The sequence below is a fragment of the Kitasatospora sp. NPDC057692 genome (assembly GCF_042799475.1).
GTDB lineage: Bacteria > Actinomycetota > Actinomycetes > Streptomycetales > Streptomycetaceae > Kitasatospora.
Genome location: NZ_JBHVIV010000005.1, coordinates 79,843 through 102,708, shown reverse-complemented (window position 1 = coordinate 102,708; position 22,866 = coordinate 79,843). Strand labels below are relative to the sequence as shown.

Here is a 22,866-nt window from a genome sequence, read left to right as displayed (position 1 = left end):
TCCCGGGACGAGGGCGTACGCGGGGCGCGGAAAAGATCTACAGTGCTGTAGATTCGAGGCGCAGGCGAGCAACGAGGAGGGCGCGATGAGCGTTTCGCTGGCGAAGGGGCAGAAGCTGAGCCTGGAGAAGCCGGGGGGAGGCCGACTGGGCGTGGTGCGGATGGGCCTCGGCTGGCGGGCCGCGCAGAAGAAGGGCTTCCTGGCGAAGCTGTTCGCCGGCCAGGACATCGACCTGGACGCCTCGGCCGTGCTGTTCGCGGCGGGCAAGCCGGTCGACGTGGTCTTCTTCCAGCACCTCACCAGCAACGACGGCTCGGTGCGGCACAGCGGCGACAACCTGACCGGCGGCGCAGGGGACGCGACCGACGACGAGACCATCACCGTCGACCTCACGGCCGTGCCCGCCGAGGTGGACCAGATCCTCTTCACCGTCAACTCGTTCACCGGCCAGACCTTCCAGGAGGTCGAGAACGCCTTCTGCCGGCTGGTCGACACCCAGACCGGTACCGAGCTGGCCCGCTACACGCTCACCGGCGGCGGTGCGTACACCGCGCAGATCATGGCCAAGGTGCAGCGCAGCGCGGGCGGCTGGCAGATGACCGCGATCGGGCAGCCGGCCAGCGGGCGCACCTTCCAGGACCTCATGCCGGAGCTCGTCAAGCACCTCTGACCGGGCGGACCGGCCGGCCGCCCGCCACACCGGCCGGCCGGTCCGTCCGACCCCTCCCGGCGCCTCCGGGACGGGCCCGCCGGCGCGCTCCGCGAGCGCGCCGGGAGCCGGGCGTGCCCGGTCGGGTGGAGTTCCGTGATAACCCTGCGGCGCTCTCCGCGCGTCCGCTACCACTGGCCGCATGGACGATGACGCCGTGCAGCTACCCGAGCACCTCACGATCCGGGTCACCCACACCGACGACCCGGTCGCCGCGGTGGCCGGCCTGGAGGCCTGGGCATCCCGCGAGAAGTACCCGAACCTCATGATGATGCCGCCCGTCTTCGGCAGCCTGGAGCGCACCGGGACGGGCGCCTGGAGGATCCTCCACTTCCACGCCACCACCCCGCAGGGGGCCCGGGACGACCTGGGCCACACCTTCCGGGCCTGGGCCCTGGCCGAACCCGGTACCAGGCTGGCCGCCCCCTGGACCCTCACCGCCGAGGAGCGGGCCTCCTACACCGAGGCGTACGAGCGGATGGAGTGGGAGGCGCTCGACGAGATCTCGGTGGCCGGCCGGGACTACCGCGTCTTCCGCGCCGAGCAGGTGCTGCGCTCGGGCCCGGACGGCATCGAGCCGCCCCGGCCCACCGACCCGGACCCGGCGGCCGTCGGCGAGGGGCACCGGCTGCCCTCCCGGGTGGACGGCTTCGTGATCGACCCGGCGGCCGGGGTCACCCTGGTCGACGGGATCCTGCGACTGGACATGACGGCGCTGGTGCCGACCGGCCGGTTCATCCCGGAGGACGTCCGGGCCGAGGCCCGGCTCGCCTCGCACCTCTATCCCAATGTGATGGTCCTGCCGGCCCACTGCGCCGTCGCCGAGTACCGGGACGGCAGCTGGGGGCCGATGACCGGCGCCTGCGAGACCCCGCAGGGCGCCCGGGACAGCCTGGCCGCCTACCTGCGCGAGTTCGCCCCCCGTCTGGATCCGGGCCTCGGCGAGGAGGAGCTGGCCCGGTACGCGGAGGCCGCCGACCGGCTGGACGCCGAGCGGGCCGACGAGGTGCGGGCGGCCGGGCGCCGCTTCCGGCTGGTCCGGGTCGAACCGGTGGTCCGCCTCGGGCCGGACGGGCCGGAGCTGCCCCGCACCTCGGACTGGGACCCGGACGTGCCGCTGCGGGTGCAGGAGCAGCGCGACCGCGCGGCCGGGATCGTCTACGGCGAGGACGAGGACGACGAGTCGGAGGGCGACTGACGGACGGTCGCCCGCGTGCGTCGGCCCGCCTCCCGGACGTCCGGGAGACGGGCCGATGTCGTCGTACGGGTTCGGCTGCCGCGGGTCAGTGGGCCGAGGGGGCGGCGGCCGAGGGGGAGAGCGCGGCGCTCGGGGTGGCGCTGCCGGACGGAGCGGCCGCCGGGGTGGTCGCCGGGGCGGTCGGGGTGGCGGTCGGCGTGGGGCAGCCGGGGCCGGTCGGGGTGGCCGTCGCGCTCGGCGTGGCCGACGGGGTGGCGCTCGCGGAGGGGCTGGCGCTCGCCGTCGGGGTGCCCGTCGGCGTGGCGCAGTCGGTGGGCGTGGCCGTGGGCGTCGCCGTCGGCGTCGGCGTCGCGCTCGGGGTACCGGTGGGCGTCGTCGACGGGGTCCCGGACGGGGTGCCGGTCGGCGTCGCGCTCGGCGTGGTGCCGGGCGTACCGGTCGGGGTGGCGGTCGCGCTGGGGCTCGGGCCGCCGGACGGCGTGGTGCCGGGCGTCGTCGGCGGGGTGGTGATCGGCTGCTCCGGCGTGGCGCTCCCGGACGGGGAGGGCGAGGACGAGCCGGTCGGGGTGGCGCTCGGCGACGGGGCGCCGGTGGGCGTCACGGGCGTCGTGGACGGGGTCCCGGAGGGCGTCGTGGTGACCGGGCCCGGCGTGACCGGGGCGAGCGGGCTCGGCGGGGCGACGGGGAGCAGCGGGGCGAGCGGGCTCGGGGTGCCCGGGCGGTTCGGGGTGGTGACCGGGCTGCCGCTGCCGAAGTGGGCCATCCAGTTCCGGACGGTGCGCAGGTACTCGTTGGAGTGGTTGTAGCCGAGCACCGCCCGGTCCAGCTGGGCCTGGTCGGACAGGTCGCGGCCGCCCGCGCAGAGGTAGCGGCCGGCCGCCTCGGCGGCGTCGAAGATGTTGTTCGGGTCGGCCTTGCCGTCCCCGTTGGCGTCCACGCCCCAGGAGGCCCAGGTGGAGGGGATGAACTGCATCGGTCCGACCGCCCGGTCCCAGCGGGCGTCGCCGTCGAAGCGGCCGCCGTCGGTGTCGGCGATCGCCGCGAAGCCGGCGCCGTTCAGCACCGGGCCGAGGATCGGGCGGAACGTCGTCCCGGCGGCGTCGACCGCGCCCCGGCCGGCCTGGCCGGACTCGACCTCGCCGATCGCGGCGAGCAGCTGCCAGGGCAGGTGGCAGCCGGGCGAGCGCAGCGCGAGCGCCGCCGCGGCCTTGCGGTAGGCGGCGAAGACCGTCTCGGGCAGGGCGGGCCCGGTGCGCAGCGGGTCGGCGAAGGGCGAGGTGAGCGGGGCCAGCGGCGGCTGGAGCAGCGGCAGCGTGCCGCCGCCGTCGACCGGCGCGGTGCCGGGGGTGCCCGGGGTGCCGGTGGGGGCGAAGGGCGAGGCGCCGGGGGCCGGGGCGCCCGTGACCGCACCGGCCGAGCCGGACGGGGTGTCCAGCGGGCCCGCCGCGGCGACCGGGGAGAAGCCGAGGCCGTTCTGGGAGCCGGTCAGGGCGGCCAGCGCGGTGAACACCGCCAGCATCCCGGTGATCCGCTTGCCGAGCCGCAGCCGGCGGCCGGCCGTGCGGCCCGCCCGCTGTCCGCCGGCGCCGGCGGGCTTCCCCTCGTCCCGCGTGGCCTCGCTGTTCCTGCTCACCATGCCGTGCCCCTCCCGTCACCGTCCGGTCCCTCGGGGAACGGACGGGCTGTCACCATCGTGCCTGCCGGTGCATGACAGTTTCTCGTTACCGGAATGATTAGTATCACGACGATCTGACAGGGCCTCGGTGGCCTGCGGCGATACCGGGCGCCACCGTTGGGTGAACGGACGGTGGGGCGGTCCGGGTGGGCGCGATCGGGCGGCCGGTCGTTGCCCGGTCGGCCGGCCGACCGGGCCGGCGGGCGTCACAGGTCGAGCAGCGTCCCGTCCTCGGCGACGGCCGCGCCCGCCGCCGCCAGGGCCGGGGCCAGGGCGGCGGCCTCCGGCGAACCCCGGTGGGCCAGCGGGTTGGTGTTGTTGAGGTGGGTGTAGAGGTAGCGCGGTCCCGGCCGCCGGGCCAGGTGGGGGAGCGAGTCGGCGACCGCCAGGTGGCCCATGCCGCGGGAGGTGCGGGCGCCGCCGGTGCGTTCGGCGAGTTCGTCGTCGGTGGCGAAGGTGCCGTCCAGGATCACCACGTCGGCGTCGGCCACCGCCTGGTCGAGGGCGGGCGTCCAGGCGGCGAGGCCGGGCGCGTAGACGGCGCGGGCCCGGCCGCCCGCGTCGGTGAAGCGGTAGCCGACCACCCAGTCCGCCCGCTCCGCGGCCGGGTCGCCCGCCGGGAGGCCGGCCGGGTCGGCGGCGTACCGGGGGCGCTTGCCGCCGAGCGCCAGCGGCTCGGCGACGAGGCCGCCGGCCAGTTCGACCGGCCGCCCCGCGGCGACGGTGTGCCAGCGCGCCTTGGTGTAGGGGGCCAGCAGCGGGCCGACCGGGAACGCCTCGTGGAGCGCGGTGCGGACCGGGGCGGTGGCGTGCACGGACAGCTCGGCCGCCTCCCGCAGGGTCACCAGGCCCAGGGTGTGGTCGAGTTCGCCGCTGGTGAGCAGGACGCCGCGCAGCGGGGTGGCCCGGGTGCCCGGCGGGGGCGCCAGCTCGGGGGCGGCGAGCAGTTGGGAGCGCAGGTCGGGGGAGGCGTTGACCAGGTACCAGGCGGAGCCGTCGGCGCTGACCGCCAGACAGTCCTGGCTGCGGACGGCGCCGGTGCGCCGGGCGGTGGCGCAGCCTTCGCAGCCGCAGTTCCACTGGGGCAGGCCGCCGCCGGCGGCGGTGCCGAGGATCCGGATCTTCAGCGGGTGCTCCTCAGGCCGGGTCGGGGGCGGGCGGCACGGCCGCGGTGAACCGGCGCGGCACCGGCCGCGGTGAGGCCTGCGGTGGCTGCGCCCGCACCAGGTGGTGGTGCGGGGAGAACCGGCAGGCGGGGTCGGTGACGTCCGGGTCGCCGGTGAACTGGAAGGCCTGGCAGCGGCAGCCGCCGTGGTCCTGTTCGCGCAGCTCGCAGCTGCGGCAGGGCTCCGGCATCCAGTCGGTGCCGCGGTAGCGGTTGAAGGCGGGCGAGTCGTGCCAGCTCGCCGCCAGGCCGTCGGTCACCGCGTTCGGCACCGTCAGGCCCGGCAGTTGGGCGGCTGCCAGGCAGGGCAGCACGGCGCCGTCCGGGGCGACGACGAGCTGTTCGCGGCCCCAGCCGTTCATGCACGGCTTCGCGGTGCCGCCGTGGTGGTCGGCGATCACGTGGGTGATCTCGATCCGGTCGCCGTGCCGTGCCCGGGCCTCGGCGACGTCGCGTTCGGCCCGGCGGACCTGCTCGTCGTCCGGGGCGAGGTGGGCCCGGTTGACCCGGGCCCAGCCGTAGAACTGGGTGTGCGCGAGCTCGACCCGGTCGGCCCCGAGGTCGACGGCGAGGTCGGCGATGGCGCCGAGGCGGGCGAGGTTGCCGCGGTGCAGCACCGCGTTGACGGTGAGCGGCAGTCCGGCGCCGGTGAGCAGGGCGGCCGCGGCGAGCTTGCGCTCGTGGCCGGTGGGGCCGGTCAGCCGGGTGAGCCCGGCGACGGCGTCGGCCCGCCGCGGATCGGCGTCCTGGACGGAGAGCTGGACGTGGTCCAGGCCCGCCGCGGCGAGTTCGGCGGCGCGGGCGGCGTCCAGCGGCAGTCCGCTGGTGATCAGATTGGTGTAGAGGCCGAGTCCGCGGGCGTGCGCGACGATGGCGGCCAGATCGCGGCGGAGGAGGGGTTCGCCACCGGTGAGGTGGATCTGCAGCACGCCCAGCCCGCGCGCCTGGTCGAGCACCCGCAGCCATTGCCCGGTGTCCAACTCGTCCCGTTGCCGCGTGAGTTCGACCGGGTTTGCGCAGTAGGTGCACTGCAGCGGGCAGCGGTGGGTGAGTTCGGCGACCAGCCCGAGCGGGGCGGGCGCCCGACGGCCGGCGGCGGCGCCGGGCAGTCCGGCCGCCGGGTGGGGCTCGGCCGGCGCGCCGGTGCCGTCGAGGGTGAGCAGCCGGCGGTCGGCGAGGTCGGTCAGCAGCGCCAGTACCTGGCCGGCGTCGACGCCCTCGTACTCCTCGGCGAGCCGGGCGGTGATCCGGTCGGCGTCGCGCCGCCCGTCGCAGTGCCGCAGCACGGCGGCGGCGGTCGTGTTGAGCAGCAGCACGCCCTCCGGGTAGAGCAGGGCGGCCTGGTGGCGGACCGGGTCGTCGACCAGCCGCACCCCGCGCCGCAGCCCGGGGGCCGCGGCGGCGGGCGCGGCGTTCACCGGGCGGTCCCGGCGGGCACCGCGAGGTCCGCCGGCGCGGCGGTGCCCGCCGTGGCGGCGGTCTCCGGCCCGTAGTCGACGGCGTCCAGCATGGCGCGCAGCACCTCGCACTTGAAGGCGAGCGCGTCCACGGCGTCCCGCTGCTGCTCGGCCGTCACGCAGTGGTCCAGCACCACGTCCAGGGTCTGCGCGCTGTCCCGGCGGGCGTCGGGGATCCGGTGCTCGAAGTAGGCGTAGCCGGCCGGGTCGATCCACGGGTAGTGCTTCCGCCAGGCGATCACCCGCTCGGCCATGTGGTCGGGCGAGAACATCTCGGTCAGCGCCGCGGCCACGCCCTCGGTCCACGTCCGGGTCCGGCAGAAGTGCAGGTAGCCGTCGACGGCGAAGCGCACGCCGCGCGCCACGTGCCGCTCGTCCAGCACCTCGGCCCGGTCCAGGCCGACGGCCTCGGCGAGCACCAGCCAGTCGGCCAGCCCGCCCGCGCCCTCGTGCGGGCCGTCCTGGTAGCCGAGCCGCCGCGTCCACTCCCGGCGGACCTCCGGCAGCGGGCAGTTGGCGATGATCGCGGCGTTCTTCCGGGTCAGGACCAGCTGGTAGTACCAGCGGTTGGCGACCCAGCGCCGCAGCTCCGGCGGCGTGCAGCCGCCGGAGTGCAGGCGCAGATGGAACGGATGGGTGTCCCAGTACCGTCCCCGCAGGCCGTACAGCCTGGCCGCGAACTCCTCGCGGGTCGACGCGGTGGTGGGGGTGTGGGTCACCGAGTGGTCCGCGCGGCGTACGCGGTGACCTCGGCGCCGGTGCGGTGGCACTCCACCGCGGGGGCGGACCAGACGGGCTTGGCCGGGGCCGCCGGAGCGGTCGGCGCGGCGCCGGTGGTGGCGGCGGGGAGCTTGGAAGCGAGCGTGGACTTCATGGGAGTTGCCCTCCTCGGTGAAGTGGGGTTCGGGGCGGGGTAGCCCTTGGAACAGGACGCTACGAGCCGCCGGGTCCGCCCGCCGGTCCAACCCGCGCGATCGCGTGACAATCGCGCTCGAACGGGTGATGCGAGGGGCGACGGGTCCACGGCGGGAGGACCGGTGCGAGTGTGCCGCCCGGACCGCGGCGTGTCGAGTGGGCCCGCGCCCGGTGTGCCGGGTGGCGCCGTCGTCGATTGTCCGGCGCAGCGGGTGGGGCCGTTCCGGGGGCGCTGGGCCCGTTCGGCTGCGCTGAGCTGGCAGTGGGCGCGGGGGTGCCAGAGATTTCACTCGCAACGGGACAAACGTCCCCGATCGAAAGGCAACTGCCGTGAAGTATCCATCCACCGCACTCGTCGCGGTCTCCGCGCTGGCGCTGGGCGTCACGCTGGCCACGAGCGTCCCGGCGACGGCGGGTGGTCCGACCGGTCCCTCCGCGCCCGCGTCCGGTCCCGAGTTCACGAAGAGCGTGCTCGCGACCGGTCTGGGCGACCCCTACGAGCTTCTGTGGGGCCCCGACGGACAGCTGTGGTCCACCGAGAAGAGCGGTCTGAAGGTCACTCGGATCGACCCGGACACCGGTGAGACGACGACCGTGCTGGACCTGGCGAACGAGGCGCACCACACCGAGGCCGGCCAGGACGGCGTGCTGGGCCTGGCCTTCCAGCAACCGGATTCCCACCGGGGCGCCGACGGACCCGACGGCGAGACCTACGTCTACGTGTCGTACACCTACATGACCGACACCCCCGCCGAGGTCACCGGCGAGACCAGACGGCTGAAGATCGTCCGTTACACGCTCGACTGCGACGACCACACCCTCAGCAGCCCGCAGGAGATCCTGACCGGGCTGCCCTCCGGCACCGACCACCAGTCGGCCCGCCTGCGGATCGGCCGCGACGGCAAGCTGTACTACACCGTCGGGGACCAGGGCGCCAACCAGCTGGCGCACTTCTGCAACCCGAACTGGGCCCAGCGCCTGCCCACCCAGGAGGAGGTGGACCAGCAGGCCTGGTTCGGCCCGTACCAGGGCAAGATCCTGCGGATCAACCCCGACGGGTCCGTCCCCGACGACAACCCGGCCATCGGCGGCGTGCGCAGCCACGTCATCTCGTACGGCCACCGCAACAGCCAGGGCCTGGACTTCGCCCCGAACGGCACGCTCTACCAGTCGGACCAAGGCCCGAAGACCGACGACGAGGTCAACATCATCAAGCCGGGCAACAACTACGGCTGGCCGTACGTGGTCGGCTGGCGCGACGACAGGGCGTACACGTACGCGAACTGGTCGGCGTCGGCGCCCACGCCCTGCACCGACCTCACCTACGACGACATCGACGTCCCGCCGACGGTGCCGCAGCAGAAGGAGACCGACTGGAACGGCGCGTTCGTCCCGCCGATCAGCACCATCGGCACCACGGTCGACAGCGGTTTCAACTTCCGGGACCCGAAGTGCGCCGAAGGCGGGCTGTACTTCATCTGTTATCCGACGGTGGCGCCCTCCAGCCTCACCTACTACGCCAAGGACGGCGTACCCGGTTGGAAGGACTCCCTGCTCCTCACCACGCTCAAGGACGGCAGCGTCTTCCGGCTCAAGGTGGCGCCCGACGGCGGCGCCGCGGGAGAACCCGAGCGCATCTGGACCACCCAGAACCGCTACCGGGCCATCGCCCTGTCCCCCGACGGCAGGACGGTCTACGTGGCGACCGACAGCGCCGGCCCGGTCCGCGACGTGGACACGGGAGCCCCGACCACGGAGCTGGAGAACCCCGGCTCCATCCTGGCGTTCAGCGTCCAGCGGTAGCCCGCCGGGCCGTATCGGTACGGACCGCGCAGGCCCGCCCCGGAGCCGGGGCGGGCCTGGTGCCGTGGCTCAGGCGGAGCGGCCGAACGCCAGCAGATGGCCGTCCTTGGTGCCGACGAACACCCGCCCGCCGTCGGTCGCGGGCACCGAGAACCTGGTCACCGTGCCGAGCGGGAAGCTGCGCCGCAGTTTGAGCGTGCCGTTGACCGGAAGCGCGTCGTAGACCCGCAGTTCGCCGTTCTGGCCGCCCGGGCCGGTGCCGGAGTAGATCGCCCAGACCAGGGCCGAGCCGGTGGCCGTCCCGTTGGAGGTGACGACGGGGGAGCCGGAGGCGTAGCCGAAGCCCTCGGTGCTCGTCGCGGCGCTCGTCAACTGCGGGTTCCCGGCGCTGTTCACCGCGTACTTGAGGGCGCGCAGCGAGCCGTAGTTCTCGACCAGGTAGACGTAGCCGCCGTCGCCGCCCCAGACGCCCGGGTGGCCCCAGACCCCCTTGAACGGGCCGGTGGTGCCGACGACGCCGTCGGTGCCGTTCGGCCCCTGGCCCATGCCGCCCAGCCGGTCGCGGTCGAGCAGGAAGACCCGGCCGTCCTTGCCCACCTGCACCATGAGGTGCGGGTGCGCGGCGGTGCCGAAGCCGGACGGCAGGGCGGCCGGGGCGCCGGAGCCGAGGTCCACGTCGCCGTGGTCCATCTCCCGGTTGTTGGTGGGGCTGAAGAAGTCCTTCGGGGCGAGGCTGCCGTCGGCGGCGACGCCCAACCGGACGACGGACTCGGCGAAGTGGCCGCCGGGCCTCTCGCCCGGGCCCTTCAGCGGGGAGGAGCCCTCGCCGGCGCCGTTCCCGGTCGCCACGAAGATCCGCCCGGAGCCGTCCGAGACCAGGCCGCCGCCGCTCATCCAGACGCCCGCGTTCTGCGAGGCGGAGCCGGACTCGGTGGACCAGAGGGTGAGTTTGCGGGTAGCGGTGTTGACGCCCGCGACCGTGCCGACGTACGTGCCGATCCCGCAGTCCGAGGCGAACCCGAAGTAGACCGCGCCGTCCAGCAGCAGCAGTCCGGCCCGCTGGGCGGAGGTGGCCGGGTTGAACGGGACGCCCGGGCTGTTCACCGGCGAGCCCTGGACGGTGACCGGCCAGCCGCTGCGCTCGGCGCCCGAGCCGGAGTCCAGGGCGTGCACGGAGAAGTGCGCGCCCCCCTCGCTCTCCTTGGACACCAGGTAGACCGTCCTGGTCGCCTTGTCGTAGACCGGGGTGGAGACGATGCCGGTGCCGGGGGAGAGGCAGGCGGAGGAGGAGGCCACCGGGGTGCCGAGCGCGCGCTGCCACAGGATCCGGCCGTCGGCCGCGTTGACGCCGTAGACGTGGTTGGTCGCGGTGGCGACGATCACGGTCGAACCGGCGACCAGCGGTTGGCCGTAGACCGCGCCGTCCACGGCGGTCGACCAGCGGCGGCCGAAGTCGGCGGCGGACACCTTGGCCGGGGCGAGATCGGCCTCGGCGGCGTCCCAGGCGGTGCGCAGGCCGTTGAGGGAGACGGTCGGATTGTCGGCCCGGGCTGGGGCCGCGCCGCCGAGCGTGCCGGCGGCGAGGGCCGGGGCGAGCAGTGCGAACCCGGAGAGCAGGGCCGCCGCGGACCGCGGGGTCCGGGCCCTTCGGGCGGCGCGGGGAGGGGCCGGGCGCGGCCGGGGGGAGACCGGCGTCGGGGCCGGTCCGGTGGGGCGCGCGGGTGGGTGAGATCGGCTCATGCGATCCGCCTTGGCTGTCGGGGGAGTACGGGGAACGGCGCCGTGGCGTCATTGTGCGAACGACCGTGCCGCACCCGCATCCGCCGGGCACCACCGTGCCCCTCCCGTTCACGCCCCGGGGGGAACCGGCTGCGCCGGGCGGCGGCGCAGCCGGTCGGACCGGCCTGTCGGTAGGACGGGCCTCGCGGTCAGACGGACTTGGAGAGCAGCAGCGCCAGCCCGGTGGCGGCGGCCGCCTCGGCGTCGGCGTTGACGTCGTCGCCCGGGCCGCGGTCCTTGACCACCTCGACGGAGTACGCGTGGCCGTCGGAGGCGAGGAAGTTCACCTCGGGCATGCGGCCGTCCTTGCGCCGCAGCAGGTAGGCGTCCTGGCCGGTGCCGGGGATCGGGGTCGCCGTGAAGTCGGGGTTGGTCTTCAGCGAGGTGAACAGGGCGGGGTCCATCTCCCGGATGTGGGCGTAGGACTGCCGGGAGCCCCAGGTGCAGCCCCAGACCGGCTTGCCGTCCTTCGGGTCGGGGCGGGTGCCGGTGAACGGCCCGCCGGTGCCGACGGCGGCGATCACCTGGGGGGAGGTCAGCAGGGTGCAGGCGTCCGCGGGCCGCTTGCCGGCGCCGGTGGGCGTACCGCCGGTGGTGGCGGTCGGTGCCGGGGCGGCGGTGGCCGGCGCGGTGGTGGTGGGCGCGGGGGCGGTGGTGCCGGTGGTGGCGGCGGGTGCAGGGGTGCTCGGGGCGCCGGTGGCGGTCGGGGCGGCGGCCGGCGAGGAGGCCGCCGCCGTCGAGCCGCCGCCCGAGGAGGAGCATCCGGCCACCGCGACCGCCGCGAGGGCCAGCGCGGGCAGCCAGCCGTACCGGCGGACGGACGTGATCGGTGAGCTGCGGTCCATGGGGTCCCCCTCCGATGGCGCCCACCGGTGCGGCGGGCGGCGACACGGCAGGATCCTACGGCGCCTGGCGATCCGGTATTTCCCGTTTGTGCTACAGGAGTTGGACGGCTCCGTCACGGCCGGGGGAGGGGAGCCGGCCGGTCGCGGGACGGGCGCGTCCGGGCGGTCGGGACGGCGGTCCGGGGCACGGGGGTGGTACGCGCACGTGCGGCCGGGCTCCCGGCGGCGCCGGGGCCGTGCCGAGCTGACCTGCCCGGATACGAAGGAGTCCCCATATCAGTGCGTCGGGGCCGGTGTCGAGCGCGGGAAGGCGTCTTCCTCGGACGGGTGACGTTCTGGTGAAAGTGGTCATGCCAGGAACGGCGGCCCGGCATCCTGGGCCCGTGATCATGCGGATCCCGGGACGGGGCGGGGCGCGCGACCAAGGGGATGCCCGAGGGACGGAGGCCCTGAGAGATGAGCACCAACCTGCCGGAGACCGTGGCGGAGGCCCCGGCCGTCCTGCCCGCGCCGCCCCGGGTGGTGGACGACCTCGCCCGTGACCTGAGCCGGGCGGCGGCCGCCGTCCGGTCCGCCTCCAGGGACGGCCGGAGCGGCGGCGACCTCGCGGTGGCCGCGTACACCGCCGTGGTCTGCACGGGGCGGTCGGCGGCCCGCGCGCTGGAGGAGGCCGCCGCCTGGTGCCGGCAGGCGCCCGAGGCGGAGGTGCACTCCCTGGCCTGGGCGCGGGTTCCCGGCCACCGCGACGACGTCTACGAGTACCGGGTCACCCTCGCCGTCAGCTTCCCCGACCACGAGACCGGCGAGCATGTCGGCGACACCCACCACTCCCGGCGCTGACTCCGGCCGCCGATCGGCGGTGTCCGCCCCGGCCGGGACCGGCCGTAGACTCGCGCCATGGACACTCGGGGGACGAACGATCCGGACACGGGGGAGCGCGAACTGCCCGTCGGCGCGGCCGTGGTGGTCACGGTGCTGGCCGGGCTCTGCGGCGGCGCGCTGCTGTTGGCCGTGCTCCACGGGCTGGGCTGGACGGCCCCCGGCCTCGGCTGGCTGGTCGCCAAGGGCGCCGTGAAGCTCGGGGTCGGCGGCGCGGTCGGCCTGACGGCCGCCGTCGCCTGGCTCCGGTCCCGCAGCACGGGCCGGGGGCCGGACGCCTCCTGAGGGGCGGGCGGATCAGGAGTGCGCGGCCGCGCACTCCAGGTGGCCCCAGCTGCCGCCCACCTTGGTGATCTTGTCGCCCTTGGCGTACGGGCGGGAGCACGGGCAGGTCCCGGGGAAGCGGGCGGAGAGCGTCGGCGCTCCGCCGGAGCCGCCCGAGCCGCCGGACCCGCCGGAGGTCCGGCGCTTGGCGGCGGACGCGGCCGGGGCGCGCCGGCTCCGCGCCGGGGCGCTCGCGGCCGGGTCAGGGACGGGCAGGTCGGCGGCGGTCCCGCCGGCCGCCTCCTGGGTGCGGGCGGCGTCACTGGCGGCCTTGTCGGCGATCGCGTTCAGCGGATCGCCGTCCACCTGGTGGGCGGGCACGTAGACGAAGGCGACGTCCCGCCCCTCCAGCAGCCCGTCGATCCGCTGGATCAGCTCCTGGTTGGCCACCGGCTTGCCGGCGGCGGTCTTCCACCCGTTGCGCTTCCAGCCCTTCAGCCACTTCGTCACCGCGTCGCGGGTGTACGTGCTGTCCAGCCGGACCTCCAGCGGGACGGCGGGGTCCGTGGCGGCCAGCAGCCGCTCCAGCGCCGTGAGCTCGCCCACGTTGTTGGTGCTGTGCCCGAGCGGGCCGGACTGCCAGCGCTGCGGCGCCCCCGTGCCGTCGGCCACCACGTAGGCCCAGGCCGCCGGGCCCGGGTTCCCCTTGGCCGCCCCGTCGCAGGCGGCGATGATTCGGTCGTTCATCCTGCGATCATGCCAGGCCGCGATGGTGCGGCGGACCGCCCGGCGGGCTCCGGGCCCGGTCGGCGGCGGTCAGGGCCCGGGTCGGCGGTGCTCAGGGCACCAGGACGAGCCGCCCGCGCAGACCGCCCCGGGTCAGTCGGCGGTGCGCCTCCCCGGCCCGCTCCAGCGGCAGGGTGTCCGCCACCCGGAGCGCCAGTTCCCGGCGTGCGGCCAGCGCCGCGAGCCCGGCGAGCGCGGCGCCGTCCGCCGCCACCCAGACGTGGGAGACCCGGATCCCGCGCAGCCCGAGCGGCGCCGCGCCGGCCGACACGGCGACGAAGGAGCCCCGGTTGCGCACCGCGCCGAGCGCGGCCACCCCCAGCAGCGCCGCGTCCAGGGCGCCGTCCACCCCGCCGGGCACCAGCGCGCGCACCTCGGCGGCCGGGTCGGCGGTGCCGCGCGGCACGTGCCACTCGGCGCCCAGCGCCCGCAGCACCTCGGCGTCCCGCCGGTCGGCCAGCGCGACCACCCGCAGCCCGCGCCGCGCCGCCAACTGCACGGCGAAGCCGCCGACCGCGCCCGCCGCGCCGGTGACCAGCAGGGTCGCCCCGGGCGGCAGGTCCAGCAGGTCCAGGGCCTGGAGGGCGGTGAGCCCGTTGAGCGGCAGGGTCGCCGCCTCGACGGCCGGCACGCCCTCCGGGGCGGGGGCGAGCGCCGACGCGTCCAGCACCAGCGCGTCGGCGTAGCCGCCGAGCGGGACGTCCAGCCGGTCGCGCAGCCCGATCACCGCGTCCCCGACCGCGAACCCGCTCACCCCGGGTCCGACTCGCTCCACCGTGCCGGCCACGTCCCAGCCGATCCCCACGGTCTCCCGCGGCGCCATCAGCCCGGCCTCCGCGAGCACCCCGGCCCGGGTCACCACGTCCACCGGGTTGACCCCGGCCGCCGCCACCCGCACCCGCAGCTGGCCCGGTCCGGGCTCGGGCTCGGGCACCTCGACCAGCTCCAGGACCTCGGGACCGCCGAACCGGCGGACGACCACGGCGCGCATCGCGCTCTCCTTCCGACAGGGGATCAGCCGCCGCCCGCTGGGAACGGCGTGGCTTGCCAACGGCCACCAACCTAGGGAGAGTTGCTCTCCGCAAGGAAGTACGCACCCGGGAGTGCGTACCGCACGCAGAGGAGAGCCGATGGCGACCACGACCGCCGCCCAGCGCCGCTCGGCCGCCCGGGCCGACTACGACGCCTACCTCGCCGAGTGCCCCGCCCGGCAGCTGCTGGACCGGATCGGCGACAAGTGGGTCAGCCTGATCGTCAACGCCCTGGCCGACGGCCCGCAGCGCTACAGCGACCTGCGCCGACGCCTCGCCGGGGTCAGCGAGAAGATGCTCACCCAGACCCTGCGCGGCCTGGAGCGCGACGGCCTGCTGACACGGACGGTCACCGCGGCCGTGCCGGCCCGGGTGGACTACGCGCTCACCCCGCTCGGCGCCGGACTGCTCCCGCTGCTGCGGGCGATCAAGGACTGGGCGGAGGAGAACATGCCCGAGGTCCTGGCCCACCGGGAGGCCCACGACGGACGGGCGGGCTGACGCAGTGGAGACGGAACAGCTGAGGCTCGCGGTCTACCGCGCCTTCGCCGCCACCGGACGCGCTCCCGGCCACGACCGGCTGGCCGCCGACCTGGGCGCCACCGCCCCGGAGGTCCGCGCGGGCCTGCGCCGGCTCGCCGAGGCCCGGCACCTCGCGCTCGGCCCGGACGACACCGTCGTCATGGCCCACCCGTTCTCGGCCGTGCCGCTGGGCTTCTCGGTGATGGCGGGCGCCACCCTGTGGTTCGGCGGCTGCGCCTGGGACTCCTTCGCGCTGCCCCACCTCGTCCCCGGCGCCGATCCGGCGCTGGTCGCCACCACCTGTCCGGCCTGCGGCCGCGCGCACGCCTGGACGGTCACCCGGCAGGCCCCACCGGAGGGCGGGCAGGTGGCGCACTTCCTGGTGCCCGCCGCCCGGATGTGGGACGACGTCGTCCACACCTGCGCCCACCAGCGGCTGTTCTGCTCCCCCGACTGCGTCGACGCCTGGCTCGCGGCCACCGGGAACCTGCGGGGCGATGTCCTCGACCTGGCCACCCTGTGGCGGCTCGCCGCGCGGTGGTACGAGGGCCGGCTCGACTCGCCGTACACCCGGCGCGAGCCGTCCGCGGCCGCCGGCTACCTGCGCTCGGTGGGGCTGGGCGGCGCGTTCTGGGGGCTGTGAGGCGCCGGGATGCCGAAGGCCCGTGCGGCCGCCGCCGTCGGGGCGGTGGCGGCCGCACGGGCCGGGGTCAGGAACGGGTGGGCGGCGTCAGAGGGCGCCGCACTGACCGCCCTTCGGGCCGTTCACGGTGTTGCCGTGGCCGCCGTTGCCGGGGGCCGGGGTGTTGCCCGCGCAGTCCAGTGGACCGCGCACGGTGCTGCCGGCGACGGCGGTGCCGCCGGTGTTGAGCGCCAGGTGGGCCGGGCCGTCGACGGTCGACCAGAGCAGGGCGACCTGCCCGGTGGAGCCGCTCACCGCGACCGGGCCGGACACCTGGCTGTCGGTGAGCACGAAGGCCGCCGCGCCGCGGGCCGAGACCGGGCCCTTGAAGACCGAGCCGGTGGCGACCAGCGCCGCGCCCGGCTGGACCAGCACCGGGCCGGTGACCGTCGCGCCGTCCAGGCAGGTGACGCCGGAGGTGACCGCGAGCTTCTTCTGGGCGCCGCGCAGCGTGGTGGTGCACGCCGGGACGGAGCCCACGGTGAGCTTGCGCTCCGCCGTCACGCCGCCGACGGTGACGGTCAGCGTGGCGCCGCCCGGCCGCAGGCCGGTGAGGGTGCCGGTGGCCGGGTCGTACGCGGCGACGCTGCCGCGCGGGGCCTTGGCGGCCGGGCCGATGTGCACGCCCTGGCCACCCCACCGGGCGGTGACCGGCCAGGCGACCGGCACCGTCCGCTCGCCGTCCTGGGTGAAGGTCGCGCGGACCGGGACCGAGGCCAGCAGGCCGAGCGACTCCGGGGCGCTCAGCTGCACCGCGTCGGCGCGGGCCCGCACCTCGGCGCGCAGCCAGGCCGAGGCGTCGTCCGGCACCGCGTACGGGTCGGTGACCTTGCCGGCCGCCGGGTTGATGCCGAGCATCGTCCAGCCGGTGAAGCCGCCGCGGTCCGGCTCGGCGGCCGGGCCCTTGCCCGAGTTGCCGTTGATCAGGTAGGGGACGCCGTCGACGCTGCTCGCGTGGAAGGCGCCGACGTGGCCGCTGACCATCGCGGCGGACTTGCCGCCCGCACGGAAGCCGGCCAGCCACTGCTCGACCAGGGCGGCTTCCTTGCGGTCGCCCAGCTGGCTGCCCTGGTCGGGCAGCGGGTCGCGGGTCGGGTGGTGGTCGAACAGCAGCAGACCGGTGACGGACGGGTCCGCGGCGGCCGCGTCCAGGGTGGTGCGCAGCTTGGCGATCTGGTCGAAGCCGCTCGCCCGGAAGGAGCCGAGCGCGCTGTTCAGGGTGATGAAGCGGGTGCCCTTGACGTCGAACACCTCGCTGGTCCCGCCGAAGGCGGCTGTGAAGTTGTCGATGGTGCCGGGGCCCATCACCTCGTGGTTGCCGGGCACGTAGTGCCAGGGGATGCTGCGGCCGGTGAGCTGGTCGAACTCGTCCAGCACCTTGCGGGCGAGGGCGAAGTCGGCCGGGCTCGCCTCGTCGACCAGGTCGCCGGCGATGACCAGCAGGTCGGGCTTGGCGGCGGCGATGTCGCGCAGCGTGCGGCGGGCGGCCTGGACGAGGTCGCTCTCCGGGGCGCGGGCGATGAACTGGGCGTCCGACATCACCGCGACCCGCAGCGGCCTGCCGTCCACGGTGCCGTCGGTGAGCACCACCGGGTCGGTGACCCGCGGGCGCACCGGCAGTTCGACGTCCGGCGCCACCTCGACCCGCAGGTCGGCCAGGGTGAGCGCGCCGGTGTAGGAGCGGGCGGCGCCGGTCTCCATCAGCCGGAACCGCTGGAAGGTCAGCGGGTACTGCACGCCGGCCGGGATCGGGAACTCGACCTTCCGCCAGCCGGTCCAGGTGACCATCGGGGCGTCCAGGTTGGCGGTGACGCCGGCCGCGGTCCGGTACTGGATGCGCGGCCAGGAGCCGTTGCCGTCGCCCTCGATCCACATCGTGATCGAGCGCGGCTGGCCGGGCAGCACGATGCCCTCGGGCGCGATGGCGTACTGGCCGCGGGTGCCGGTCGACCTGGTGAAGTCGTACGTCAGGCGCAGGCCCCGGCCGCCGTCGTGGCCGGCGGCCGGGGCGACGCCGCCGCCGGGCGCGCGGTCGTTGCCGGACTTCCAGGCGGCCGCGTCGGAGAAGTCGGCGAACGGCTTCTCGGTCATGCCGACGGTGACGGCGACGGCCGTCTCCAGGCCGCCGACGGTCAGTTTGAGGGTGGCGGAGGTGCCGTCGGTGAGCGCCTTGAGGGAGATCGAGCCGTCCTCGGCGGCGGAGGTCTCGACCACGCCGGCGCCGCCGGTGACGGTGAGGTCGGAGGCCTCGACCGGGGCGGTGTGGCCCTGGGCGTCGTAGCCGGTCACGGCGATCCTCGCGGTGGCGCCGGCGGCCTCCAGGCCGATCGGGTCGGTGCCGGCGGTGATCCGCACCGGCGCGCCCAGCACGGTCAGCGGCAGGGTGCCGGTCTCGGCGCCGTCGGCCGCGGCGGTGACGGCGGCCGGCCCGGAGGTACGGCCGGTGACGACGGCCTCGGTGCCCCGGCCGGACACCTCGACGGCGCCGCTGCCCGGTGCGCCGGCGGAAGCGGCCCGGGCGGCGGACCAGCGCACCGGCGGGACGGCGCCGGTCACCGGGCCGAAGGCCTCGTCGTGCGGCAGCGCGCGGACGGTGCGGTGCAGGCCGGGGAAGACCCGGGCCGCGGTGTCCACGGCCTCCGCCGGGCGGACCCGGAAGCCCTTGACCAGGCCGGAGCCCGGTGCGGAGAACAGACCGAGGCCGTTGGCGACGGCGCGCTCCCCGCCGTTGTCGGACGGGCTGCTGACGGTGCCGGCCCGAGCGGTGCCGGGCAGCCGGGCGGCCATCGCGGACGAGCCGCCGCCGTCCATGTTGAGCGCGTTGCGCGCCCCCATGTCCCGCATCAGCACCGCGAGGTCCGGCAGGCTGATACCGGGGCTGTCGGCCTGCCGGCCGTCGACCGTGACCAGGTACATCCGCTTGTTGTCGGCGGAGAAGCCCACGGCGGTACGGGCGTTGAGCTCGTTGCCGTCGTTCTCGCCGGGCTGCCCGGCGACGCCGTCGCGGACCAGGACCTGGTAGCCGCCGACGGCGACCGCGACCTCGCCGAAGGAGGCGCGCGGCCGGTAGCCGGTGGTGACCTGGTCGCCGGGCTTGAGCTCGCGCAGCGCGCGGGCGCCGGCCTCCCGGCCGACCAGCACGGTGGCGCCCTCGGGCACCGCGGCGCCCGGCTGGTCGCGGACGGCGGTGACCCGGCCGTCGCGGAGCTCCACCTCGGCGACCTCCGCGGAGCCGTCGGCGACCTTGGCGCGGGAGGCCGTGCCCCAGGCGGGGGTGAACAGGCCGACGCCGTCGGCGGGCAGGCCGTAGGTGTTGACGCCGTTGAGGGTCAGCTCGCGGCCGCCGGGCAGGGTGGCGCGGCCCTCAAGGAAGACCTCGGCCATCCGGGCCAGGCCGTCGGTGCCGACGGTCACGGCCTGGTTCCAGCCCTCGATCGGGGCGTGGACGAGACCGTTCCGGCGGGAGACGCCGACGCCGAGCGGTGCCTCGGAGGCGTTCATGTCGAAGTAGTCGCCGTTGATGGCGGCGACCGCGCCGGCGCCCCGGGCCATGTCGGTGACGGTCTGCCGGGTCGTCACCTGGCCGGAGGACAGGTAGTCGACGCTCAGGCCCTCGGTGGCGAGGTCGGCGACCAGGACCTTGCCGCGGATCCAGCCGGTCCTGCCGAGCCGGTCGAAGGCGGTCATGGTCAGGCCAGGGGCGATCGGGGTGACCTCGCGCCGGGTGACCACCGACTCGCCGGGGCGGTCGAGCACCAGGCCGGGGTCGGCGGCGGTGCCGTTCGCGCCGGGGGCGGCGGGTCCGCCGGGCGCGGCCCAGGCGGCGGCGGGGGCGAGGGCGGGCAGGCCGGCGGCGACGAGCGCGCAGAGCGCGAGCGCGGCGGCGGGGCGCCCGCGGCGGCGACGGCGGGCCGCGGGGACGGGGGCGGTGGCGGGGACGGGGGCGGTCGTCGTGGGGGTGACGGGCGGTGACATCGGTGGTTCAGCTCCTCGTACTGCTACGGGACGTGCGTGCCGCCGGTGCGAGCGCAGGACGCGGTCGGCGGCCTGGAGCGCCGCGAACGGCGCGGCCCGGGCGCATGATCACCAGGCCGACGGCAGCCAATCGTCCACGAAAGACCGTTGCGCCACGCGGTGGTGAACCGGCCTGTTCGGCCGCGCGAACAAAAGCCCCATCCGTCGCGGGAACATGACACAACAGGCCGTCCGGGGACGGAAGGTGAGGATCCCGGTTTCCCGTCCTGCTGCGGATTCCGGTGCACGCCGGGGGCGCACAGTGGAGCCCGCACGACCTCGTCCTCGTCAACGAGCTCCACCGGAGGGGAACACCATGAGCATCCGCACCGCGGCCGCGGCCGTCGCCGCCACCGCCGCCCTCGCCGTCCCGGTCCTCGCCGCCGTCCCGGCCTCGGCCGCGCCCGCCCGGGTGGCGGCCTGTTCGACGTACAGCAACTACGTCAGCTACGGGGTGTCCTGCGACGGCACCCGCGGCTACTACGCGTGGGCCGTCTGCGCCAACAACAAGACGGTCTACGGGCCCACCCGGTCGGGCGGGGCCTGGTCCTACGCCTACTGCAGCAACGTCGGTTCGACCTTCCGCAGCGGCGGTTACACGCTGATCTGACCGCGGCCGTCCGCGTCGTCGGCCGTATCGCAACCGCGGCCGGTGCCGCCGTCCGCTTAGCCGTCCGCGGCCAGGGCGCGGTCCACGCGGTCGCCGAGCGTGGACCAGGGGCGGCAGTCGACCACGGGGAGCGCGTGCCGGCGGGCCTCGGCGGCGAGCCAGTGCGAGTACCGGGCACTGACCTCGGCGCGGTCCGCCTGCACGCCGCTCCCCGGTTCGCGGGCCGCGTAGTTGGCGGTGATCCGGTCCGCCCCGCCCTCGTGCAGGAAGACCGCCCGCACCTGCCGGCCGGCCGCCCGGCCCAGCGCGACCGCGCGGGCGCAGGCGGCCGGGGTGAGGTAGTCGCCCTCGACGACGGCGGGGACCGGCACGGTCAGCCGGTTGCGCACCACGCCGAGCAGGGCCGGTTCCAGGGCCTCGGCGGTGGCGATCTGGAGCTCCAGCACCCGTTCGGGCGGCAGCCGCCGCGCCGCGGCGCCGTCGCCGAAGTGGTGCAGGCCGGGGTGCTGCGCGGGGGTGGTGAGCTCCTGGACGGCGGCGACCACGTCGTCGAACTCGACGGTGAAGGCGCCCTCCGCGGCAGCGATCCGGGCGGCGGCCAGGCTCTTGCCGACACCGGAGGCGCCGCCGAGCAGAACGAGGTCCCAGGTCCGTTTCGTCATCCGGCGACGCTATCGTGCGGGATCCGGTGGGATCATCCGGTTTTTCCCGCCTCGCCTCCGGCTTTCCCGGCCTCGCCTGCGGCGGGCCCGAGGTGGTCGAGGCGCTGCTGCCACGTCGTCAGCAGACCCTCCAGGGCGGCGGCCTCCTCGGTGGAGAGCAGGTCGAGCAGCCGGTGCTCGTTGCGCATGTGGGCGGTGAACGCCTCGTCGATCAGCCGGCGGCCCGCCTCGGTGAGCGCGACCACCCGGCCGCGCCCGTCCGCCTCGCTGCGGCGGCGGGTGACCAGGCCGGCCCGCTCCAGCCGGTCGATCCGCTTGGTCATGGCGCCGGTGGTGACCATGGTGCGGGCGGCCAGCTCCCCGGGCGCCCGCTCGAACGGCGCGCCCGCCCGGCGCAGCGCGGCCAGCACGTCGAACTCGCCCTCGGCCAACCCGTAGCGGCCGTAGACCAGGCAGAGCTCCTCGGTGAGCCGACCGGCCAGCCGGTGCAGCCGGCCGATCACCGCCTGCGGGGAGACGTCGAGGTCGGGCCGCTCGCGGCGCCACTCGGCCTGGATGAGGGCGACGTGGTCCGGGGCGGGATCCGTCGCACGGCTGTCTCGGCTGTGTTCCATGCCGTCATCCTAGCCAGATAGCTTCCCTGGAAGTTATATTGTCTTCCATGGAAGCCAGTTTCCGGTGGGTACTGCTGACCGCCGTCGCGCCGGTGGCCTGGGGCGCCAACTACTACGTCACCCGCGAGTTCCTCCCGCCCGACCGCCCGCTGTGGGGCGCCGCCTTGCGGGCCCTGCCGGCCGGCCTGCTCCTGCTGGCGCTGCGCCCGCGCCGGCCGCGCGGCGCCTGGTGGTGGCGCTCGGCGCTGCTCGGGCTGCTGAACACCGCGGGGTTCTTCGTCCTGCTCTACGTCGCCTCGCAGTCGCTGGCCACCAGCGTCGCCGCCACCGTGATGGCGGCCTCGCCGCTCGCGATGCTGCTGATCGCCCGGCTGCTGACCGCCGTCCGTCCCGCCCGGGCCCATCTGCTCGGGGCGCTGGTCGGCCTGGGCGGGGTGGCGCTGATGCTGCTGACCCGGGCCGAACCGGTCGGCCTGTCCGGCCTGGCGGCCTCGGCGGCGGCGATGCTCGTCTCCTCGCTCGGCTATGTGCTCGCCGGGCGCTGGCGGGACGGCCCGGACGTGCTCGCCACCACCGCCTGGCAACTGGTGGCCGGCGGGCTGGTCCTGCTGCCCCTGGCGGCCGGGTTCGAGGGCGCGCCCGCGGTGCCCACCGGGCGGGAGCTGCTCGCCTTCGGCTATGCCGCGGTGGTGGCGACCGCGCTGGCCTTCACGGCCTGGTTCGCCGGTCTGCGCCACCTGCCGCCCGGGACGGTCGGACTGGTGGGCCTGCTCAACCCGCTGACCGGCGTGCTGCTCGGCACGGCGGTGGCGGGCGAGGGCCTCGGCCCGCTCCAGGTGGCCGGCCTGCTCCTGGTCCTGGCCGGAGTCGCCCTCGGCCGCCCGGCCCGGGGCGCGGCCCGTGCGAAGGCCCCGGCGGAGCCCGGGGCGCGCGCCGCACCGGGCGGTCCGGTGCCGTCGCGGCGGGGGTGAGCCCTCGTCCGGCGGCCGCCCCCGATCCACCGGCGTCGCTGACGGGCCGTGGGGAACGGGCGTTGCTGACGGTTCGTGGGGAAAACCGGATGGCCCGGGGGCGGGCCGTTTCCTACAATCGGGACCCAGAGGCGCGCCGCCCGGGGTTCCGGCGGCGGCGCGCGCCGTGACGAGCCGAGGGAGGACCGGTCGTGCGCCACCGCACCGCTGCCGTCGTCCCCTCGTCCCGGTTCGAGGTGATCCTGGTGTCCTCGTCCCTCCGGTGCCCGCTGCGCGGCCGGCACC

At 76.0% G+C, this 22,866-nt stretch carries 21 protein-coding genes; 9 read left to right on the top strand and 12 right to left on the bottom strand.

Going from position 1 to position 22,866, the window contains the following annotated elements:
* The first annotated feature begins 85 nt into the window (after window positions 1-85).
* Window positions 86-670, top strand: coding sequence for a TerD family protein (locus ACFVFS_RS04595; protein WP_380620058.1), 585 nt, complete (start codon window positions 86-88; stop codon window positions 668-670).
* 181 nt (window positions 671-851) lie between these two features.
* Window positions 852-1,907 (top strand): DUF5954 family protein, encoded by a 1,056-nt coding sequence (locus tag ACFVFS_RS04590; RefSeq protein WP_380620056.1) that lies wholly within the window; start codon window positions 852-854, stop codon window positions 1,905-1,907.
* Window positions 1,908-1,992: 85 nt separating this feature from the next.
* Here ACFVFS_RS04590 and ACFVFS_RS04585 read toward each other — a convergent pair whose 3' ends face one another.
* From ACFVFS_RS04585 to pqqA, 5 genes are all read right to left on the bottom strand, one after another.
* Entirely contained in the window at window positions 1,993-3,543 is a 1,551-nt protein-coding gene (locus ACFVFS_RS04585; protein ID WP_380620054.1) for a lytic transglycosylase domain-containing protein, read from the bottom strand.
* A gap of 245 nt (window positions 3,544-3,788) precedes the next feature.
* Window positions 3,789-4,697 (bottom strand): pyrroloquinoline quinone biosynthesis protein PqqB, encoded by a 909-nt coding sequence (pqqB, locus tag ACFVFS_RS04580; protein WP_380620275.1) that lies wholly within the window; start codon window positions 4,695-4,697, stop codon window positions 3,789-3,791.
* Between the two features lie 22 nt (window positions 4,698-4,719).
* On the bottom strand, window positions 4,720-6,165 hold the full coding sequence (pqqE, locus tag ACFVFS_RS04575; RefSeq protein ID WP_380620052.1) for a pyrroloquinoline quinone biosynthesis protein PqqE: 1,446 nt from the start codon (window positions 6,163-6,165) through the stop codon (window positions 4,720-4,722).
* Window positions 6,162-6,923, bottom strand: coding sequence for a pyrroloquinoline-quinone synthase PqqC (gene pqqC / locus ACFVFS_RS04570; RefSeq protein ID WP_380620050.1), 762 nt, complete (start codon window positions 6,921-6,923; stop codon window positions 6,162-6,164). Before pqqC ends, pqqE begins: the two co-directional genes overlap by 4 nt.
* Window positions 6,920-7,078, bottom strand: a complete 159-nt coding sequence (gene pqqA, locus ACFVFS_RS04565) for a pyrroloquinoline quinone precursor peptide PqqA (protein ID WP_380620049.1) — start codon at window positions 7,076-7,078, stop codon at window positions 6,920-6,922. Before pqqA ends, pqqC begins: the two co-directional genes overlap by 4 nt.
* Window positions 7,079-7,449: 371 nt before the next feature.
* Here pqqA and ACFVFS_RS04560 point away from each other — a divergent pair, with 371 nt between their 5' ends.
* The gene (locus tag ACFVFS_RS04560; RefSeq protein ID WP_380620048.1) at window positions 7,450-8,922 is read left to right on the top strand and encodes a glucose/sorbosone family PQQ-dependent dehydrogenase; all 1,473 of its coding nucleotides are present in this window, start codon (window positions 7,450-7,452) and stop codon (window positions 8,920-8,922) included.
* A gap of 69 nt (window positions 8,923-8,991) precedes the next feature.
* Here the strand turns inward: ACFVFS_RS04560 and ACFVFS_RS04555 are convergent, their stop codons facing one another.
* Both ACFVFS_RS04555 and ACFVFS_RS04550 read right to left on the bottom strand, forming a co-directional pair.
* On the bottom strand, window positions 8,992-10,662 hold the full coding sequence (locus ACFVFS_RS04555; protein WP_380620047.1) for a PQQ-binding-like beta-propeller repeat protein: 1,671 nt from the start codon (window positions 10,660-10,662) through the stop codon (window positions 8,992-8,994).
* A gap of 188 nt (window positions 10,663-10,850) precedes the next feature.
* Window positions 10,851-11,546, bottom strand: coding sequence for a hypothetical protein (locus ACFVFS_RS04550; protein ID WP_380620046.1), 696 nt, complete (start codon window positions 11,544-11,546; stop codon window positions 10,851-10,853).
* A gap of 456 nt (window positions 11,547-12,002) precedes the next feature.
* On the opposite strand from ACFVFS_RS04550, the gene ACFVFS_RS04545 reads away from it, so the two are divergent.
* Both ACFVFS_RS04545 and ACFVFS_RS04540 read left to right on the top strand, forming a co-directional pair.
* A complete protein-coding gene (locus ACFVFS_RS04545) occupies window positions 12,003-12,386 on the top strand; it encodes a hypothetical protein (protein ID WP_380620044.1) in 384 nt (127 codons plus the stop codon).
* 57 nt (window positions 12,387-12,443) lie between these two features.
* The gene (locus tag ACFVFS_RS04540; protein ID WP_380620042.1) at window positions 12,444-12,710 is read left to right on the top strand and encodes a hypothetical protein; all 267 of its coding nucleotides are present in this window, start codon (window positions 12,444-12,446) and stop codon (window positions 12,708-12,710) included.
* 12 nt (window positions 12,711-12,722) lie between these two features.
* Here ACFVFS_RS04540 and ACFVFS_RS04535 read toward each other — a convergent pair whose 3' ends face one another.
* Window positions 12,723-13,436, bottom strand: a complete 714-nt coding sequence (locus tag ACFVFS_RS04535; protein WP_380620040.1) for a ribonuclease H — start codon at window positions 13,434-13,436, stop codon at window positions 12,723-12,725.
* 91 nt (window positions 13,437-13,527) lie between these two features.
* Complete coding sequence (locus tag ACFVFS_RS04530) at window positions 13,528-14,466, bottom strand: NADP-dependent oxidoreductase (protein ID WP_380620038.1); 939 nt, start codon at window positions 14,464-14,466, stop codon at window positions 13,528-13,530.
* Between the two features lie 139 nt (window positions 14,467-14,605).
* On the opposite strand from ACFVFS_RS04530, the gene ACFVFS_RS04525 reads away from it, so the two are divergent.
* Both ACFVFS_RS04525 and merB read left to right on the top strand, forming a co-directional pair.
* Entirely contained in the window at window positions 14,606-15,007 is a 402-nt protein-coding gene (locus ACFVFS_RS04525) for a winged helix-turn-helix transcriptional regulator (RefSeq protein WP_380620035.1), read from the top strand.
* A 4-nt stretch (window positions 15,008-15,011) separates the two neighbouring features.
* Window positions 15,012-15,671: an organomercurial lyase gene (gene merB / locus ACFVFS_RS04520; RefSeq protein WP_380620033.1), complete on the top strand. Its 660-nt coding sequence runs from the start codon at window positions 15,012-15,014 to the stop codon at window positions 15,669-15,671.
* An 87-nt stretch (window positions 15,672-15,758) separates the two neighbouring features.
* Here the strand turns inward: merB and ACFVFS_RS04515 are convergent, their stop codons facing one another.
* Complete coding sequence (locus ACFVFS_RS04515; RefSeq protein ID WP_380620030.1) at window positions 15,759-19,685, bottom strand: phosphodiester glycosidase family protein; 3,927 nt, start codon at window positions 19,683-19,685, stop codon at window positions 15,759-15,761.
* 355 nt (window positions 19,686-20,040) lie between these two features.
* Between ACFVFS_RS04515 and ACFVFS_RS04510 the strand changes: the two genes are divergently transcribed.
* A complete protein-coding gene (locus ACFVFS_RS04510) occupies window positions 20,041-20,334 on the top strand; it encodes a hypothetical protein (protein ID WP_380620028.1) in 294 nt (97 codons plus the stop codon).
* 56 nt (window positions 20,335-20,390) lie between these two features.
* On the opposite strand, the gene ACFVFS_RS04505 is transcribed toward ACFVFS_RS04510, so the two are convergent.
* Both ACFVFS_RS04505 and ACFVFS_RS04500 read right to left on the bottom strand, forming a co-directional pair.
* Complete coding sequence (locus ACFVFS_RS04505; protein WP_380620025.1) at window positions 20,391-20,996, bottom strand: AAA family ATPase; 606 nt, start codon at window positions 20,994-20,996, stop codon at window positions 20,391-20,393.
* Between the two features lie 32 nt (window positions 20,997-21,028).
* The gene (locus ACFVFS_RS04500; RefSeq protein WP_380620022.1) at window positions 21,029-21,610 is read right to left on the bottom strand and encodes a MarR family winged helix-turn-helix transcriptional regulator; all 582 of its coding nucleotides are present in this window, start codon (window positions 21,608-21,610) and stop codon (window positions 21,029-21,031) included.
* Window positions 21,611-21,657: 47 nt separating this feature from the next.
* Here ACFVFS_RS04500 and ACFVFS_RS04495 point away from each other — a divergent pair, with 47 nt between their 5' ends.
* Entirely contained in the window at window positions 21,658-22,581 is a 924-nt protein-coding gene (locus tag ACFVFS_RS04495) for a DMT family transporter (RefSeq protein ID WP_380620020.1), read from the top strand.
* Window positions 22,582-22,866: the final 285 nt, after the last annotated feature.

Bases quoted from the DNA above. Each gene is read 5' to 3' on its own strand.
- ACFVFS_RS04595 (WP_380620058.1), top strand. From the start codon at position 86: ATGAGCGTTTCGCTGGCGAAGGGGCAGAAGCTGAGCCTGGAGAAGCCG.
- ACFVFS_RS04590 (WP_380620056.1), top strand. From the start codon at position 852: ATGGACGATGACGCCGTGCAGCTACCCGAGCACCTCACGATCCGGGTC.
- ACFVFS_RS04585 (WP_380620054.1), bottom strand. From the start codon at position 3,543: ATGGTGAGCAGGAACAGCGAGGCCACGCGGGACGAGGGGAAGCCCGCC.
- pqqA (WP_380620049.1), bottom strand. From the start codon at position 7,078: ATGAAGTCCACGCTCGCTTCCAAGCTCCCCGCCGCCACCACCGGCGCC.
- ACFVFS_RS04555 (WP_380620047.1), bottom strand. From the start codon at position 10,662: ATGAGCCGATCTCACCCACCCGCGCGCCCCACCGGACCGGCCCCGACG.
- ACFVFS_RS04550 (WP_380620046.1), bottom strand. From the start codon at position 11,546: ATGGACCGCAGCTCACCGATCACGTCCGTCCGCCGGTACGGCTGGCTG.
- ACFVFS_RS04545 (WP_380620044.1), top strand. From the start codon at position 12,003: ATGAGCACCAACCTGCCGGAGACCGTGGCGGAGGCCCCGGCCGTCCTG.
- ACFVFS_RS04540 (WP_380620042.1), top strand. From the start codon at position 12,444: ATGGACACTCGGGGGACGAACGATCCGGACACGGGGGAGCGCGAACTG.
- ACFVFS_RS04535 (WP_380620040.1), bottom strand. From the start codon at position 13,436: ATGAACGACCGAATCATCGCCGCCTGCGACGGGGCGGCCAAGGGGAAC.
- ACFVFS_RS04530 (WP_380620038.1), bottom strand. From the start codon at position 14,466: ATGCGCGCCGTGGTCGTCCGCCGGTTCGGCGGTCCCGAGGTCCTGGAG.
- ACFVFS_RS04525 (WP_380620035.1), top strand. From the start codon at position 14,606: ATGGCGACCACGACCGCCGCCCAGCGCCGCTCGGCCGCCCGGGCCGAC.
- ACFVFS_RS04515 (WP_380620030.1), bottom strand. From the start codon at position 19,685: ATGTCACCGCCCGTCACCCCCACGACGACCGCCCCCGTCCCCGCCACC.
- ACFVFS_RS04510 (WP_380620028.1), top strand. From the start codon at position 20,041: ATGAGCATCCGCACCGCGGCCGCGGCCGTCGCCGCCACCGCCGCCCTC.
- ACFVFS_RS04505 (WP_380620025.1), bottom strand. From the start codon at position 20,996: ATGACGAAACGGACCTGGGACCTCGTTCTGCTCGGCGGCGCCTCCGGT.
- ACFVFS_RS04500 (WP_380620022.1), bottom strand. From the start codon at position 21,610: ATGGAACACAGCCGAGACAGCCGTGCGACGGATCCCGCCCCGGACCAC.
- ACFVFS_RS04495 (WP_380620020.1), top strand. From the start codon at position 21,658: ATGGAAGCCAGTTTCCGGTGGGTACTGCTGACCGCCGTCGCGCCGGTG.